At 52.6% G+C, this 16,051-nt stretch carries 16 protein-coding genes; 15 read left to right on the top strand and 1 reads right to left on the bottom strand.

The window, feature by feature from the left end:
• Positions 1 to 264: 264 nt before the first annotated feature.
• Positions 265 to 1,443, top strand: coding sequence for an arabinose transporter (locus tag QUF14_RS14895; RefSeq protein WP_000127786.1), 1,179 nt, complete (start codon positions 265 to 267; stop codon positions 1,441 to 1,443).
• Here the strand turns inward: QUF14_RS14895 and flk are convergent.
• Complete coding sequence (gene flk, locus QUF14_RS14890) at positions 1,440 to 2,435, bottom strand: flagella biosynthesis regulator Flk (RefSeq protein ID WP_000615830.1); 996 nt, start codon at positions 2,433 to 2,435, stop codon at positions 1,440 to 1,442. The two genes, QUF14_RS14895 and flk, sit on opposite strands and share 4 nt — an antisense overlap.
• Before the next feature lie 98 nt (positions 2,436 to 2,533).
• Here flk and pdxB point away from each other — a divergent pair, with 98 nt between their 5' ends.
• From pdxB to QUF14_RS14820, 14 genes are all read left to right on the top strand, one after another.
• A complete protein-coding gene (gene pdxB / locus QUF14_RS14885) occupies positions 2,534 to 3,670 on the top strand; it encodes a 4-phosphoerythronate dehydrogenase PdxB (protein ID WP_000699132.1) in 1,137 nt (378 codons plus the stop codon).
• A gap of 65 nt (positions 3,671 to 3,735) precedes the next feature.
• On the top strand, positions 3,736 to 4,749 hold the full coding sequence (locus tag QUF14_RS14880; RefSeq protein WP_001289165.1) for an aspartate-semialdehyde dehydrogenase: 1,014 nt from the start codon (positions 3,736 to 3,738) through the stop codon (positions 4,747 to 4,749).
• Positions 4,749 to 5,561, top strand: coding sequence for a tRNA pseudouridine(38-40) synthase TruA (gene truA, locus QUF14_RS14875; protein ID WP_001283589.1), 813 nt, complete (start codon positions 4,749 to 4,751; stop codon positions 5,559 to 5,561). The genes QUF14_RS14880 and truA overlap by 1 nt, the downstream gene beginning before the upstream one ends.
• 82 nt (positions 5,562 to 5,643) lie before the next feature.
• Entirely contained in the window at positions 5,644 to 6,303 is a 660-nt protein-coding gene (locus tag QUF14_RS14870; protein WP_100733806.1) for a DedA family protein, read from the top strand.
• A 155-nt stretch (positions 6,304 to 6,458) separates the two neighbouring features.
• Positions 6,459 to 7,373: an acetyl-CoA carboxylase, carboxyltransferase subunit beta gene (accD, locus tag QUF14_RS14865; RefSeq protein WP_000118404.1), complete on the top strand. Its 915-nt coding sequence runs from the start codon at positions 6,459 to 6,461 to the stop codon at positions 7,371 to 7,373.
• Between the two features lie 69 nt (positions 7,374 to 7,442).
• The gene (gene folC, locus QUF14_RS14860; protein ID WP_000584568.1) at positions 7,443 to 8,711 is read left to right on the top strand and encodes a bifunctional tetrahydrofolate synthase/dihydrofolate synthase; all 1,269 of its coding nucleotides are present in this window, start codon (positions 7,443 to 7,445) and stop codon (positions 8,709 to 8,711) included.
• Positions 8,701 to 9,363, top strand: a complete 663-nt coding sequence (gene dedD / locus QUF14_RS14855) for a cell division protein DedD (protein ID WP_000146990.1) — start codon at positions 8,701 to 8,703, stop codon at positions 9,361 to 9,363. Before folC ends, dedD begins: the two co-directional genes overlap by 11 nt.
• A gap of 440 nt (positions 9,364 to 9,803) precedes the next feature.
• Positions 9,804 to 10,292 (top strand): colicin V production protein, encoded by a 489-nt coding sequence (gene cvpA, locus QUF14_RS14850; RefSeq protein WP_000262113.1) that lies wholly within the window; start codon positions 9,804 to 9,806, stop codon positions 10,290 to 10,292.
• Positions 10,293 to 10,328: 36 nt separating this feature from the next.
• Positions 10,329 to 11,846 (top strand): amidophosphoribosyltransferase, encoded by a 1,518-nt coding sequence (purF, locus tag QUF14_RS14845; RefSeq protein WP_000334213.1) that lies wholly within the window; start codon positions 10,329 to 10,331, stop codon positions 11,844 to 11,846.
• Between the two features lie 94 nt (positions 11,847 to 11,940).
• A complete protein-coding gene (gene ubiX, locus QUF14_RS14840) occupies positions 11,941 to 12,510 on the top strand; it encodes a flavin prenyltransferase UbiX (RefSeq protein WP_000825690.1) in 570 nt (189 codons plus the stop codon).
• 264 nt (positions 12,511 to 12,774) lie between these two features.
• The gene (argT, locus tag QUF14_RS14835; RefSeq protein WP_000748235.1) at positions 12,775 to 13,557 is read left to right on the top strand and encodes a lysine/arginine/ornithine ABC transporter substrate-binding protein ArgT; all 783 of its coding nucleotides are present in this window, start codon (positions 12,775 to 12,777) and stop codon (positions 13,555 to 13,557) included.
• Between the two features lie 217 nt (positions 13,558 to 13,774).
• On the top strand, positions 13,775 to 14,557 hold the full coding sequence (gene hisJ, locus QUF14_RS14830) for a histidine ABC transporter substrate-binding protein HisJ (protein ID WP_000737621.1): 783 nt from the start codon (positions 13,775 to 13,777) through the stop codon (positions 14,555 to 14,557).
• Between the two features lie 89 nt (positions 14,558 to 14,646).
• Positions 14,647 to 15,333, top strand: a complete 687-nt coding sequence (gene hisQ / locus QUF14_RS14825) for a histidine ABC transporter permease HisQ (RefSeq protein WP_000965505.1) — start codon at positions 14,647 to 14,649, stop codon at positions 15,331 to 15,333.
• Entirely contained in the window at positions 15,330 to 16,046 is a 717-nt protein-coding gene (locus QUF14_RS14820) for an ABC transporter permease (RefSeq protein WP_000569957.1), read from the top strand. Before hisQ ends, QUF14_RS14820 begins: the two co-directional genes overlap by 4 nt.
• The last annotated feature ends 5 nt before the right edge of the window (positions 16,047 to 16,051 follow it).

Below are 16,051 nucleotides of genomic sequence, written 5' to 3'. Positions count from 1 at the left end.
CGGAGTAGGTCGGATAAGACGCGTCAGCGTCGCATCCGACGATACGCGCCAGTGCCGCCTCCGGCACTAAAGAAAAAGGGAACCCGATGGTTCCCTTTTTCACATCATTGACAATCGCCGCCTGTTCCAGGCAAACTTCCCGCTTTGTCGATTTCCTTCTGAAAAGACGTACGCGTTAAATCCTGCCAACGCGTACCGTAACCCTGAAACCAGAGAGATGAGACGGGGAAATTCCTCGCCTCGCGCTGCATTCTGGAGTAATGCATGACTGCTGTAAGCCAAACCGAAACACGATCTTCTGCCAATTTTTCGCTTTTCCGCATCGCTTTTGCGGTTTTTCTCACCTACATGACCGTAGGGTTACCATTGCCGGTTATCCCGCTGTTTGTTCATCATGAGCTGGGCTATGGCAACACCATGGTCGGGATTGCCGTCGGCATTCAGTTTTTGGCTACGGTGCTGACGCGTGGCTATGCCGGGCGACTGGCCGATCAATATGGTGCAAAACGTTCGGCGCTTCAGGGGATGTTAGCTTGTGGTCTGGCGGGGGGCGCACTGCTGTTGGCGGCGATTTTGCCCGTCTCCGCACCGTTCAAATTTGCTCTGTTGGTCGTCGGACGTTTGATTCTTGGCTTTGGTGAAAGCCAGTTACTGACGGGCGCTCTGACCTGGGGATTGGGCATCGTTGGACCAAAACATTCCGGCAAAGTGATGTCATGGAACGGAATGGCTATTTACGGTGCCCTCGCTGTTGGTGCACCGCTTGGCCTGTTGATTCATAGCCATTACGGTTTTGCTGCACTGGCGCTCACCACAATGGCATTACCCATACTGGCGTGGGCCTGCAACGGCACAGTGCGCAAAGTACCGGCCCTGGCGGGAGAACGTCCATCGCTGTGGAGCGTTGTCGGGCTTATCTGGAAACCAGGGTTAGGTCTGGCGCTACAAGGCGTGGGTTTTGCGGTTATCGGAACTTTCGTTTCGCTCTACTTTGCCAGCAAAGGATGGGCGATGGCGGGCTTTACTCTTACCGCGTTTGGCGGGGCATTTGTCTTGATGCGCGTAATGTTTGGTTGGATGCCGGACCGTTTTGGCGGCGTGAAAGTGGCGATTGTTTCTCTGCTTGTAGAAACAGTGGGCTTGTTGCTGCTCTGGCAGGCGCCAGGTGCGTGGGTCGCATTAGCGGGCGCGGCGTTAACTGGAGCCGGATGTTCGCTTATCTTTCCTGCGCTGGGCGTGGAGGTGGTTAAACGTGTACCGTCACAAGTTCGTGGCACCGCGCTGGGCGGTTACGCCGCGTTTCAGGATATCGCCCTCGGCGTCTCCGGGCCGCTGGCGGGAATGCTGGCGACCACATTTGGTTACTCATCGGTATTTCTTGCCGGGGCGATCTCTGCGGTGCTGGGAATTATTGTCACGATACTGTCGTTTCGTCGGGGTTAACGAACCAGCCAGACCAGCATCAGGATAATCGCGACTAATAGTATCCACAGCGCGGGACGCGTTGCCATGTTTTGCAACGTGTCCATCATCGGTGGAAAAGGATTAAGCAGCGGTTGCATATCACGCGGATCAATCCCTTTAACCCGCCGTTGATAAAGCTGATTAAGGATATCCTCAGCCTGGGCTGAAGAAAGCGATGATTGCGCAGAAAGGCCATATTTTTGCTGGATATATGCCGATAACGCCGCCAGTTCACTGGCATCTAAAGGTTGTTTAAGCGCCATCTGTAGTGATTCCAGCGTCGGCGTATTTTGCTGGCTTAGCGTCTGACGCGCCTGCAGCCAGGTCACCAGATGGTTAAACAGTTTCGCTGGAATTAACTCACCATCTTTCACCCCGGAAAGTTCCAGCATCGATTGCCAGATCTGCTTGCTGGGTTCTCCCGTTGCCGCCGCAAGTTTGGTAACCAGCTGTTTGAGCGTATTGTGCTCCGCCGGTAATAACGGACGGTCGGTCGCCTCGCGCTGCTGCGGTTGCGGGATAACCATCTTCCCTTCCTGCAACAGGGTGAGAATGGTTTTTAATTGCTCCGGTGAGAGCTGATTCAGTGGCGTCTGACCAAAGTTATGACGAATATAATCCGTGACCGCCTGACGATTATTCCCCAGGCGTAAATACTCACCCAATTGGGCTAAAAGCTGGCGGGCAGAATGGCTTTTTTGCGCGGTCAGCAAACGTTGCGCCAGATTATGCTCAGCGGCGGGAAAGTGACGCGAAAGCAGCGGCGAATCTCCCGACAGGCCAATATCATGCCTGATACCCGCCCACAGTTCTGCTCTTTGCTGTTGCGTCAGCGAAGTCACTTTCGTCATTAAGCTTTCCAGCGAAGTACGTTGCTGACTGGATAAAGGCTGATTGCCCGCGCCAGACGGCAGGTTATCTCCCTGACCTGGTGGTTGCCCAGGAGGAGGGCCGGAAATAGGTTGTATCATTACGTATCCTTATACCTGAAATCATCGCAAGTATGCCTGGCCGCGAGATTATGGCACACTTGTCCGGTTAACTCTCGTCTCATACAGGTAACACAAACGTGAAAATCCTTGTTGATGAAAATATGCCTTATGCCCGCGACTTATTTAGCCGTTTGGGTGAGGTGACTGCGGTTCCGGGGCGTCCAATCCCAGTAGCTCAACTGGCAGATGCGGATGCGCTGATGGTGCGTTCGGTCACGAAAGTGAATGAATCTTTGCTGGCAGGAAAACCCATTAAATTTGTTGGCACAGCCACAGCGGGAACCGACCATGTCGATGAAGCATGGTTAAAGCAGGCGGGAATTGGTTTTTCCGCAGCACCTGGCTGTAATGCGATTGCGGTGGTGGAATATGTTTTCTCCTCACTGCTGATGCTTGCTGAACGCGATGGATTTTCACTGCATGAGCGTACCGTGGGGATCGTGGGCGTTGGTAACGTTGGTCGGCGTTTACAGGCGCGACTGGAAGCGCTGGGGATCAAAACCTTGCTTTGCGATCCGCCGCGTGCCGATCGTGGGGATGAGGGCGATTTCCGTTCGTTGGATGAATTAGTCCAGCATGCGGATATCCTGACATTCCATACGCCACTCTTTAAAGACGGACCTTACAAAACGCTGCATCTGGCGGACGAAAAACTGATTCGTAACCTGAAGCCGGGAGCGATCTTGATTAACGCCTGCCGTGGCGCAGTCGTCGATAATACTGCCCTGTTGACCTGTCTGAATGAAGGTCAGAAGTTAAGCGTAGTGCTGGATGTCTGGGAAGGCGAACCGGAACTCAACGTAGAATTGCTGAAAAAAGTGGATATCGGCACGCCGCATATTGCGGGCTACACCCTCGAAGGTAAAGCCCGTGGCACTACGCAAGTATTTGAAGCGTATAGCAAGTTTATTGGGCATGAGCAACACGTTGCGCTTGATACGTTGCTACCCGCGCCAGAATTTGGCCGTATTACACTGCATGGTCCGCTCGATCAACCGACACTGAAAAGGCTGGTGCATTTGGTGTATGATGTGCGCCGCGATGACGCACCGCTGCGTAAAGTCGCCGGGATACCGGGTGAGTTCGATAAACTGCGCAAAAACTATCTTGAGCGCCGTGAATGGTCATCTCTGTATGTGATTTGTGATGATGCCAGTGCGGCATCATTGCTGTGTAAACTGGGTTTTAACGCCGTTCATCATCCGGCACGTTAATCTCTTCTTCATGCTCTCTGCTGTAATATTGGCAGGGAGCTTTGCTATTTCTGGAGTAAACCACCATGTCTGAAGGCTGGAACATTGCCGTCCTGGGCGCAACTGGCGCTGTGGGCGAAGCCCTGCTTGAAACGCTGGCTGAACGTCAGTTCCCGGTTGGGGAAATTTATGCACTGGCACGTAACGAAAGCGCAGGCGAACAACTGCGCTTTGGTGGTAAGACAATCACCGTGCAGGATGCCGCTGAATTCGACTGGACGCAGGCGCAACTGGCGTTTTTTGTCGCAGGCAAAGAAGCTACCGCTGCCTGGGTTGAAGAAGCGACCAACTCAGGTTGCCTGGTGATCGACAGCAGCGGATTGTTTGCTCTCGAACCTGACGTACCGCTGGTGGTGCCGGAAGTTAACCCGTTTGTACTGACCGATTACCGCAACCGAAATGTCATCGCCGTACCGGACAGCCTGACCAGCCAGCTGTTGGCAGCACTGAAACCGTTAATCGATCAGGGCGGTTTGTCACGTATCAGCGTCACCAGCCTGATTTCTGCCTCCGCCCAGGGTAAAAAAGCGGTCGATGCGTTAGCAGGACAGAGCGCGAAACTGTTGAACGGTATTCCGATTGATGAAGAGGATTTCTTCGGTCGTCAGCTGGCGTTCAACATGCTGCCGTTACTGCCGGATAGCGAAGGTAGCGTGCGTGAAGAACGTCGTATCGTTGACGAAGTACGCAAAATTCTGCAAGACGAAGGGCTGATGATTTCGGCAAGTGTTGTTCAGGCACCGGTATTTTACGGTCATGCCCAGATGGTCAACTTTGAAGCTCTGCGTCCGCTGGCGGCAGAAGAAGCGCGTGATGCGTTTGCCCAGGGCGAAGATATTGTGCTCTCTGAAGAGAACGAATTCCCGACGCAGGTGGGGGATGCTTCTGGTACGCCGCATCTTTCCGTTGGCTGTGTACGCAATGACTACGGTATGCCGGAGCAAGTCCAGTTCTGGTCAGTGGCCGATAACGTTCGCTTTGGCGGCGCGCTGATGGCAGTAAAAATCGCCGAGAAACTGGTGCAGGAGTATCTGTACTAATGTCCGACCAGCAACAACCGCCAGTTTACAAAATTGCGCTGGGCATTGAGTACGACGGCAGTAAGTATTACGGCTGGCAACGGCAGAACGAAGTACGCAGTGTGCAGGAGAAACTGGAAAAGGCACTCTCTCAGGTGGCGAACGAACCGATCACCGTCTTTTGTGCCGGGCGTACCGACGCAGGCGTACACGGTACAGGGCAGGTTGTGCATTTCGAAACTACCGCACAGCGTAAAGACGCTGCGTGGACGTTGGGCGTAAATGCGAATTTACCTGGTGACATCGCCGTGCGTTGGGTTAAAGCTGTACCTGATGATTTTCATGCCCGATTTAGCGCCACGGCTCGCCGTTATCGCTACATCATCTACAATCATCGGCTGCGTCCGGCAGTGCTGAGTAAAGGGGTAACCCATTTTTACGAACCGCTGGACGCTGAACGGATGCATCGGGCCGCGCAATGCCTGCTGGGCGAGAATGATTTCACCTCGTTCCGTGCGGTGCAGTGCCAGTCCCGAACCCCGTGGCGCAACGTTATGCATATTAATGTCACGCGTCACGGTCCTTATGTGGTGGTAGATATCAAAGCAAATGCCTTTGTACATCATATGGTCAGGAATATTGTAGGCAGCCTGATGGAAGTCGGTGCCCACAACCAGCCGGAGAGCTGGATAGCAGAACTGCTGGCGGCAAAGGACAGAACGCTGGCGGCAGCAACGGCAAAAGCGGAAGGACTGTATCTGGTCGCGGTGGATTACCCTGACCGGTTTGATCTTCCAAAACCGCCAATGGGCCCGCTATTTCTGGCGGACTAACGAGAATAATGCTCGGAACATTTCAGGCTGTAGCCAACGTAGTTACAGCCTGAAAGATGACGAGTACAAGGCATAGGCTAATATGGAGCTGATTTATTTCCTCATCGATTTTATCCTGCACATTGACGTGCATCTGGCAGAACTGGTCGCAGAGTATGGCGTCTGGGTTTATGCCATCCTGTTTTTGATTTTGTTCTGTGAAACCGGTCTGGTGGTAACGCCGTTCTTACCGGGAGATTCGCTGCTGTTTGTTGCAGGGGCACTGGCCTCGCTTGAAACCAACGATCTCAATGTTCATATGATGGTGGTACTGATGTTAATTGCCGCGATTGTTGGTGATGCGGTCAACTACACCATAGGACGGTTGTTCGGTGAGAAATTATTCAGTAATCCGAACTCGAAAATTTTTCGTCGTAGCTATCTCGACAAAACTCATCAGTTTTATGAAAAACACGGCGGCAAAACCATTATTCTCGCCCGTTTTGTGCCAATCGTCAGAACGTTTGCCCCCTTTGTCGCAGGGATGGGCCACATGTCGTACCGTCATTTCGCTGCCTATAACGTGATCGGCGCACTGTTGTGGGTACTGCTTTTTACCTACGCAGGCTATTTCTTCGGTACAATTCCGATGGTTCAGGATAACCTTAAGCTGCTGATCGTCGGGATTATTGTGGTTTCCATTTTGCCGGGCGTCATCGAAATTATCCGTCACAAACGCGCTGCGGCACGCGCCGCAAAATAAAAAGTAACTCCGCGGTTCGACCACTTTTTTATCCAAAGTTTCGGGCTGTTATGTTTTAATGTGCAACATTCATGGTCTGTTGGGGACAAAAATGGCATTATGCGTCCCCAAAGATAAAACTGGCATCGAACCAGGTTCAGACAGAAAGGTCCCTAATGAGCTGGATTGAACGAATTAAAAGCAACATTACTCCCACCCGCAAGGCGAGCATTCCTGAAGGGGTGTGGACTAAGTGTGATAGCTGCGGTCAGGTTTTATACCGCGCTGAGCTGGAACGTAATCTTGAGGTCTGTCCGAAGTGTGACCATCACATGCGTATGACAGCGCGTAATCGCCTGCATAGCCTGTTAGATGAAGGAAGCCTTGTGGAGCTGGGTAGCGAGCTTGAGCCGAAAGATGTGCTGAAGTTTCGTGACTCCAAGAAGTATAAAGACCGTCTGGCATCTGCGCAGAAAGAAACCGGCGAAAAAGATGCGCTGGTGGTGATGAAAGGCACCCTGTATGGAATGCCGGTTGTCGCTGCGGCATTCGAGTTCGCCTTTATGGGCGGTTCCATGGGGTCTGTGGTAGGTGCACGTTTCGTACGTGCCGTTGAGCAGGCGCTGGAAGATAACTGCCCGCTGATCTGCTTCTCCGCGTCTGGTGGCGCACGTATGCAGGAAGCACTGATGTCGCTGATGCAGATGGCGAAAACCTCTGCGGCACTGGCAAAAATGCAGGAGCGCGGCTTGCCGTACATCTCCGTGCTGACCGACCCGACCATGGGCGGTGTTTCTGCAAGTTTCGCCATGCTGGGCGATCTCAATATTGCTGAACCGAAAGCGTTAATCGGCTTTGCCGGTCCGCGTGTTATCGAACAGACCGTTCGCGAAAAACTGCCGCCAGGATTCCAGCGCAGTGAATTCCTGATCGAGAAAGGCGCCATCGACATGATCGTCCGTCGTCCGGAAATGCGCCTGAAACTGGCGAGCATTCTGGCGAAGTTGATGAATCTGCCAGCGCCGAATCCTGAAGCGCCGCGTGAAGGCGTAGTGGTGCCACCGGTACCGGATCAGGAACCTGAGGCCTGATAACTGATAAGGGCAGGGCCACTGGCTCTGCCCTTTTGCTATTCTCACCGTAACGAATCAGCGGATACCATGATTATCAAACGCACTCCTCAAGCCGCGTCGCCTCTGGCTTCGTGGCTTTCTTATCTGGAAAACCTGCACAGTAAAACTATCGATCTTGGCCTTGAGCGCGTAAGCCAGGTCGCGGCACGTCTTGGCGTTCTGAAACCAGCGCCATTTGTATTTACCGTTGCGGGTACGAATGGCAAAGGCACCACCTGCCGTACGCTGGAGTCGATTCTGATGGCGGCAGGGTACAAAGTGGGCGTCTACAGTTCGCCACATCTGGTGCGTTATACCGAGCGCGTTCGTGTGCAGGGCCAGGAATTGCCGGAATCGGCCCACACAGCCTCTTTTGCGGAGATTGAATCGGCACGCGGTGATATTTCCCTGACCTATTTCGAGTACGGTACGCTGTCGGCGTTGTGGCTGTTCAAACAGGCACAACTTGACGTGGTGATTCTGGAAGTAGGGCTGGGCGGACGTCTGGATGCAACCAATATTGTCGATGCTGATGTTGCGGTGGTGACCAGCATTGCGCTGGATCATACCGACTGGTTGGGGCCAGATCGCGAAAGCATTGGTCGTGAGAAAGCAGGGATTTTCCGCAATGAAAAACCGGCAATTGTCGGAGAGCCTGAAATGCCTTCTACCATTGCTGATGTGGCGCAGGAAAAAGGCGCACTGCTACAACGTCGGGGCGTTGAGTGGAACTATTCCGTCAGTGACAATGACTGGACGTTCAGCGATGCTCACGGCACGCTGGAAAATCTGCCGTTGCCGCTTGTCCCGCAACCGAATGCCGCAACGGCACTGGCGGCACTGCGTGCCAGCGGGCTGGAGGTCAGTGAAAATGCCATTCGTGACGGGATTGCCAGCGCAATTTTGCCGGGACGTTTCCAGATTGTGAGCGAGTCGCCACGCGTTATTTTTGATGTCGCGCATAATCCACATGCGGCGGAATATCTCACCGGGCGTATGAAAGCGTTACCGAAAAACGGGCGCGTTCTGGCGGTTATCGGTATGCTACATGATAAAGATATTGCCGGAACTCTGGCCTGGTTGAAAAGCGTGGTTGATGACTGGTATTGTGCGCCACTGGAAGGGCCGCGCGGTGCCACGGCAGAACAACTGCTTGAGCATTTGGGTAACGGCAAATCATTTGATAGCGTGGCGCAGGCATGGGATGCCGCAATGGCGGACGCTAAAGCGGAAGATACCGTGCTGGTGTGTGGTTCGTTCCACACGGTCGCACATGTCATGGAAGTGATTGACGCGAGGAGAATCGGTGGCAAGTAAGTTTCAGAATCGGTTAGTGGGTACGATCGTGCTGGTGGCGCTGGGGGTGATTGTACTTCCAGGGTTGCTGGACGGGCAGAAAAAGCATTATCAGGATGAGTTCGCGGCAATCCCTCTGGTGCCGAAAGCGGGCGATCGCGATGAGCCTGATATGATGCCAGCCGCCACCCAGGCGTTGCCGACACAGCCGCCAGAAGGCGCAGCGGAAGAGGTGCGGGCAGGTGATGCTGCCGCGCCGTCGCTCGATCCGGCCACTATTGCAGCCAATAACACCGAGTTTGAACCGGAACCTGCACCGGTCGCCCCACCGAAGCCGAAACCGGTGGAACCGCCTAAACCGAAGGTTGAAGCAGCACCTGCGCCGAAGCCAGAACCGAAGCCGGTCGTGGAAGAAAAAGCCGCCCCGACGGGTAAAGCGTATGTCGTCCAGCTGGGCGCGCTGAAAAATGCCGATAAAGTGAATGAGATTGTCGGTAAGCTGCGCGGTGCCGGTTATCGGGTTTATACGTCGCCATCCACGCCGGTGCAGGGTAAAATTACCCGTATTCTGGTTGGGCCAGATGCCTCGAAAGATAAGCTGAAAGGTTCGCTGGGTGAACTCAAGCAGCTTTCTGGCTTAAGTGGCGTGGTGATGGGCTATACACCGAATTAATACGGTTTTGCCTGATGCGACGCTGGCGCGTCTTATCAGGCCTGCGCAGGGGTAGAACCGTAGGTCGAATAAGGCGTTCACGCCGCATCCGACAGCCGTTGCCTGATGCGACGCTGGCGCGTCTTATCAGGCCTGTGCAGGAGTAGAACCGTAGGTCGGATAAGGCGTTCACGCCGCATCCGACAGTCGTTGCCTGATGCGACGCTGGCGCGTCTTATCAGGCCTGTGCAGGAGTAGAACCGTAGGTCGGATAAGGCGTTCACGCCGCATCCGACACGCATTGCCCGATGCTGCAAAGGCATAAAAAGTCGATGGCGTTGAATATTTTTTCAGCGCCATTTTTATTGAAGCGTGGTAAGGAAATCCCTACGCAAACGTTTTCTTTTTCTGTTAGAATGCGCCCCGAACAGGATGACAGGGCGTAAAATCGTGGGACACATATGGTCTGGATTGATTACGCCATAATCGCGGTGATTGCTTTTTCCTCTCTGGTTAGCCTGATCCGCGGCTTTGTTCGTGAAGCGTTATCGCTGGTGACATGGGGTTGTGCTTTCTTTGTTGCCAGTCATTACTACACTTACCTGTCAGTCTGGTTTACGGGCTTTGAAGACGAACTGGTTCGAAATGGGATTGCCATCGCGGTACTGTTTATCGCTACCCTGATCGTTGGTGCTATCGTGAACTTCGTGATAGGCCAGTTGGTGGAGAAAACGGGGTTGTCAGGCACCGACCGGGTGCTGGGCGTCTGTTTCGGTGCGTTGCGCGGTGTGTTGATTGTTGCTGCCATTCTCTTCTTTCTCGACTCCTTTACCGGGGTGTCGAAAAGCGAAGACTGGAGCAAATCACAGCTGATCCCGCAGTTCAGTTTTATCATCAGATGGTTTTTTGATTATCTGCAAAGCTCGTCAAGTTTCTTGCCCAGAGCGTAAGTGCTCTGAGATGTGGCTTAACGAGGAAAAAGACGTATGTGCGGTATTGTCGGTATCGCCGGTGTTATGCCGGTTAACCAGTCGATTTATGATGCCTTAACGGTGCTTCAGCATCGCGGTCAGGATGCCGCCGGCATCATCACCATTGATGCCAATAATTGCTTCCGTTTGCGTAAAGCGAACGGGCTGGTGAGCGATGTCTTCGAAGCTCGCCATATGCAGCGTTTGCAGGGCAATATGGGCATTGGTCATGTGCGTTACCCCACGGCTGGTAGCTCCAGCGCCTCTGAAGCGCAGCCGTTTTACGTTAACTCCCCGTATGGCATCACGCTTGCCCACAACGGCAATCTGACCAACGCTCATGAGTTGCGTAAAAAACTGTTTGAAGAAAAACGCCGCCACATCAACACCACTTCCGACTCGGAAATTCTGCTTAATATCTTCGCCAGCGAGCTGGACAACTTCCGCCACTACCCGCTGGAAGCCGACAACATCTTCGCCGCCATCGCCGCTACAAACCGCTTAATCCGCGGTGCGTATGCCTGTGTGGCGATGATTATCGGCCACGGTATGGTGGCTTTCCGCGATCCTAACGGTATTCGTCCGCTGGTACTGGGGAAACGTGATATCGACGACAATCGCACAGAATATATGGTCGCTTCCGAAAGCGTTGCGCTCGATACCCTGGGCTTTGAGTTCCTGCGTGATGTCGCCCCAGGCGAGGCGATTTACATCACTGAAGAAGGGCAGCTGTTTACCCGCCAGTGCGCTGACAACCCGGTCAGCAATCCGTGCCTGTTCGAGTATGTTTACTTTGCCCGACCAGACTCGTTCATCGACAAAATTTCTGTTTACAGCGCGCGTGTGAATATGGGCACCAAGCTGGGCGAGAAAATTGCTCGCGAATGGGAAGATCTGGATATCGACGTGGTGATCCCAATTCCGGAAACCTCTTGTGATATCGCGCTGGAAATTGCTCGTATTCTGGGCAAACCGTACCGCCAGGGCTTCGTTAAAAACCGCTATGTTGGCCGCACCTTCATCATGCCTGGCCAGCAGCTGCGTCGTAAGTCCGTGCGCCGTAAACTGAACGCCAACCGCGCCGAGTTCCGCGATAAAAACGTCCTGCTGGTCGACGACTCCATCGTCCGTGGCACCACTTCTGAGCAGATTATCGAGATGGCACGCGAAGCCGGAGCGAAGAAAGTTTACCTCGCTTCTGCGGCACCGGAAATTCGCTTCCCGAACGTTTACGGGATTGATATGCCAAGCGCCACGGAACTGATCGCTCACGGTCGCGAAGTAGATGAAATTCGCCAGATCATCGGTGCTGACGGGTTGATTTTCCAGGACCTCAACGATTTGATCGAAGCCGTTCGCGCTGAAAACCCGGATATCCAGCAGTTTGAATGCTCGGTGTTCAACGGCGTTTACGTCACCAAAGATGTTGATCAGGGCTACCTCGATTTCCTTGATACTTTACGTAATGACGACGCTAAAGCCGTGCAACGTCAGAACGAAGTGGAAAATCTCGAAATGCATAACGAAGGATGATGCCTTCGCTCAGGGTGCCGGTCTGGCACCCTGACTTGCAACTCCCGCCGAAATCCTGCAAAGTCTGCCTGCAAGTCTGACAGGGCAACTATTTATGAAACGACTCATTGTGGGCATCAGCGGTGCCAGCGGCGCGATTTATGGCGTACGATTATTACAGGTTCTGCGCGATGTCGCAGATGTTGAAACGCATCTGGTAATGAGCCAGGCGGCGCGCCAGACCTTATCCCTTGAAACGGATTTCTCCCTGCGTGATGTGCAGGCATTAGCCGATGTCACGCACGATGCGCGCGATATTGCCGCCAGCATCTCTTCTGGTTCTTTCCAGACGTTGGGGATGGTGATTTTACCCTGTTCAATCAAAACCCTGTCCGGCATTGTCCATAGCTATACGGATGGTTTACTGACCCGTGCGGCAGATGTGGTGCTGAAAGAGCGTCGCCCGCTGGTGCTCTGCGTGCGTGAAACACCGTTGCACTTAGGCCACCTGCGTTTAATGACTCAGGCGGCAGAAATCGGTGCGGTAATTATGCCTCCCGTTCCGGCATTTTATCATCGCCCACAATCCCTTGATGATGTGATAAATCAGACGGTTAACCGTGTTCTTGACCAGTTTGCGATAAATCTACCCGAAGATCTCTTTGCCCGCTGGCAGGGCGCATAACTCCACTGTTGCCCTGTTTCAGGGCAATTTTGCAACCGCGATCAAATCCTCAACATTTTGTTCCTGCCATTCAATCGAAACGCTGCGATTCAACCGCCATACCTGCTATCTTCAACTTCAGGACAATAATGCAACGTCTTATTAACATATTTAACGTTGGATGTTACTGTTGTCGTCAAGATGGCATAAGACCTGCATGAACGAGCCTGCAAACACACAACACAATACACAACATAAAAAAGCCATTTCACTTGAGGGTTATGTATGAAGAAGTCGATTCTCGCTCTGTCTTTGTTAGTCGGGATTTCCGCAGCAGCTTCCAGCTACGCGGCGCTGCCGGAGACGGTACGTATCGGAACGGATACCACCTATGCACCGTTCTCATCGAAAGATGCCAAAGGTGACTTTGTTGGCTTTGATATCGATCTCGGTAACGAGATGTGCAAACGGATGCAGGTGAAATGTACCTGGGTTGCCAGTGACTTTGACGCGCTGATCCCCTCACTGAAAGCGAAAAAGATCGACGCCATTATTTCGTCGCTCTCCATTACCGATAAACGTCAGCAGGAGATTGCCTTCTCCGACAAACTGTACGCCGCAGACTCTCGTCTGATTGCTGCCAAAGGTTCACCGATTCAGCCAACGCTGGATTCACTGAAAGGTAAACATGTTGGTGTGCTGCAGGGATCAACCCAGGAAGCGTATGCCAATGATAACTGGCGCAGTAAGGGTGTCGATGTGGTGGCCTATGCTAACCAGGATTTGGTCTATTCCGATCTGGCTGCAGGACGCCTGGATGCCGCTCTGCAAGATGAGGTTGCTGCCAGCGAAGGTTTCCTCAAGCAACCTGCCGGTAAAGATTTCGCTTTTGCAGGCCCTTCAGTGAAAGACAAAAAATACTTCGGTGACGGCACCGGTGTCGGGCTACGTAAAGATGATGCTGAACTGACGGCTGCGTTTAATAAGGCGCTTGGCGAGCTGCGTCAGGACGGCACCTACGACAAGATGGCGAAAAAGTATTTCGACTTTAATGTCTACGGTGACTGATACGTCGCAGGGAAACTGTACCTGATGGAATGATCATGGTGCACGCCAGGTTTGTTGCACTATCGTGGTGCATTGAAATGCATACTTAAGCATTTTTAATGAAAAATAATACGTCTAACGGGGCGGGATGTTTTGCCTTGATGGTCAATTTTATGGCACGATAAGTGTAACAAACCTGTAAATATTCCCTATAAAAAGACTGTCAGTTGAGGACATTATGAAAAAACTGGTGCTATCGCTCTCTCTGGTCCTGGCCTTCTCCAGCGCAACGGCGGCGTTTGCTGCGATTCCGCAAAACATTCGCATCGGTACCGATCCGACCTATGCGCCATTTGAATCAAAAAATTCACAAGGTGAACTGGTTGGCTTCGATATCGATCTGGCGAAGGAGTTGTGCAAACGCATCAATACGCAATGTACGTTTGTCGAAAACCCGCTGGATGCGTTAATCCCGTCCTTAAAAGCGAAGAAGATTGACGCCATCATGTCATCGCTTTCCATTACGGAAAAACGTCAGCAGGAAATTGCCTTCACCGACAAACTGTACGCTGCCGACTCTCGTCTGGTAGTGGCGAAAAATTCCGACATTCAGCCGACAGTCGAGTCGCTGAAAGGCAAGCGCGTAGGCGTATTGCAGGGCACCACCCAGGAGACGTTCGGTAACGAACACTGGGCACCAAAAGGCATTGAAATCGTCTCTTATCAGGGGCAGGACAACATTTATTCTGACCTGACTGCCGGACGTATTGATGCCGCATTCCAGGATGAGGTCGCCGCCAGCGAAGGTTTCCTCAAACAACCCGTTGGTAAAGATTACAAATTCGGTGGCCCGTCTGTTAAAGATGAAAAACTGTTTGGCGTAGGGACCGGCATGGGTCTGCGTAAAGAAGATAACGAATTGCGCGAGGCACTGAACAAAGCCTTTGCCGAAATGCGCGCTGACGGTACTTACGAGAAATTAGCGAAAAAGTACTTCGATTTTGATGTTTATGGTGGTTAATCGCCATCGGTGAAAGAAAGCCCGCTCCCTTCGGGTAACCGGAGGGAGACAAGAGGCGGTAATTCACCACACACGACAGGACAGGCAGCATGTTGTATGGGTTTTCAGGTGTTATTTTACAGGGTGCGCTCGTCACGCTGGAGCTGGCTATCAGCTCTGTAGTGCTCGCTGTAATCATTGGTTTAATTGGCGCTGGCGGTAAGCTCTCGCAAAATCGGTTTTCGGGGCTCATTTTTGAAGGGTATACCACGCTGATTCGTGGCGTGCCGGATTTAGTGTTGATGCTGCTGATTTTCTACGGTTTGCAGATTGCACTAAACACGGTGACGGAGGCGATGGGCGTCGGGCAGATTGATATTGATCCGATGGTCGCAGGTATTATCACTCTCGGTTTTATCTACGGTGCTTACTTCACCGAAACGTTCCGTGGCGCGTTTATGGCAGTGCCGAAAGGGCATATAGAGGCGGCGACGGCGTTCGGTTTTACTCGTGGGCAAGTGTTTCGGCGGATTATGTTTCCGGCGATGATGCGTTACGCTCTGCCAGGCATCGGCAACAACTGGCAGGTGATCCTCAAATCTACCGCTCTGGTTTCGTTACTCGGCCTGGAAGATGTGGTCAAAGCCACGCAACTGGCAGGCAAAAGTACATGGGAACCGTTCTATTTCGCCATCGTCTGTGGCGTGATTTACCTGGTTTTCACCACCGTTTCCAATGGTGTGCTGCTGTTCCTTGAGCGCCGCTACTCCGTGGGTGTGAAGAGGGCTGACCTGTGATCGAAATCTTACATGAATACTGGAAACCGCTGTTGTGGACCGACGGTTATCGCTTTACCGGTGTGGCGATTACCCTTTGGTTGCTGATTTTGTCGGTTGTGATAGGTGGAGTTCTGGCGCTGTTTCTGGCGATTGGTCGCGTCTCCAGCAATAAATACATCCAGTTTCCAATCTGGTTATTTACTTATATTTTTCGCGGTACACCGCTGTATGTTCAATTGCTGGTGTTCTATTCCGGCATGTACACGCTGGAGATTGTTAAGGGTACCGAGTTCCTTAACGCCTTTTTCCGCAGTGGCCTGAATTGTACTGTGCTGGCGCTGACGCTTAACACCTGTGCTTACACCACCGAGATTTTTGCCGGAGCAATCCGTTCGGTACCGCACGGAGAAATTGAAGCCGCCAGAGCCTATGGCTTTTCGACCTTTAAAATGTATCGCTGCATTATTTTGCCTTCAGCGCTGCGTATTGCGTTACCGGCCTACAGCAATGAAGTAATCCTGATGCTGCACTCTACTGCGCTGGCGTTTACGGCCACGGTGCCGGATCTGCTGAAAATAGCCCGTGATATTAACGCCGCCACGTATCAACCTTTTACCGCTTTCGGTATCGCCGCGGTGCTCTATTTAATCATCTCTTATGTCCTGATCAGTCTGTTCCGCAAAGCGGAAAAACGCTGGTTGCAGCATGTGAAACCTTCTTCAACGCACTGAGAATA

Source organism: Escherichia sp. HH091_1A (genome assembly GCF_030295175.1).
In the GTDB taxonomy this organism is placed as follows: Bacteria; Pseudomonadota; Gammaproteobacteria; order Enterobacterales; family Enterobacteriaceae; genus Escherichia; species Escherichia coli_F.
The sequence above is the reverse complement of the archived record's forward strand: the minus strand, read 5'-3'. Positions and strand labels throughout refer to the sequence as shown.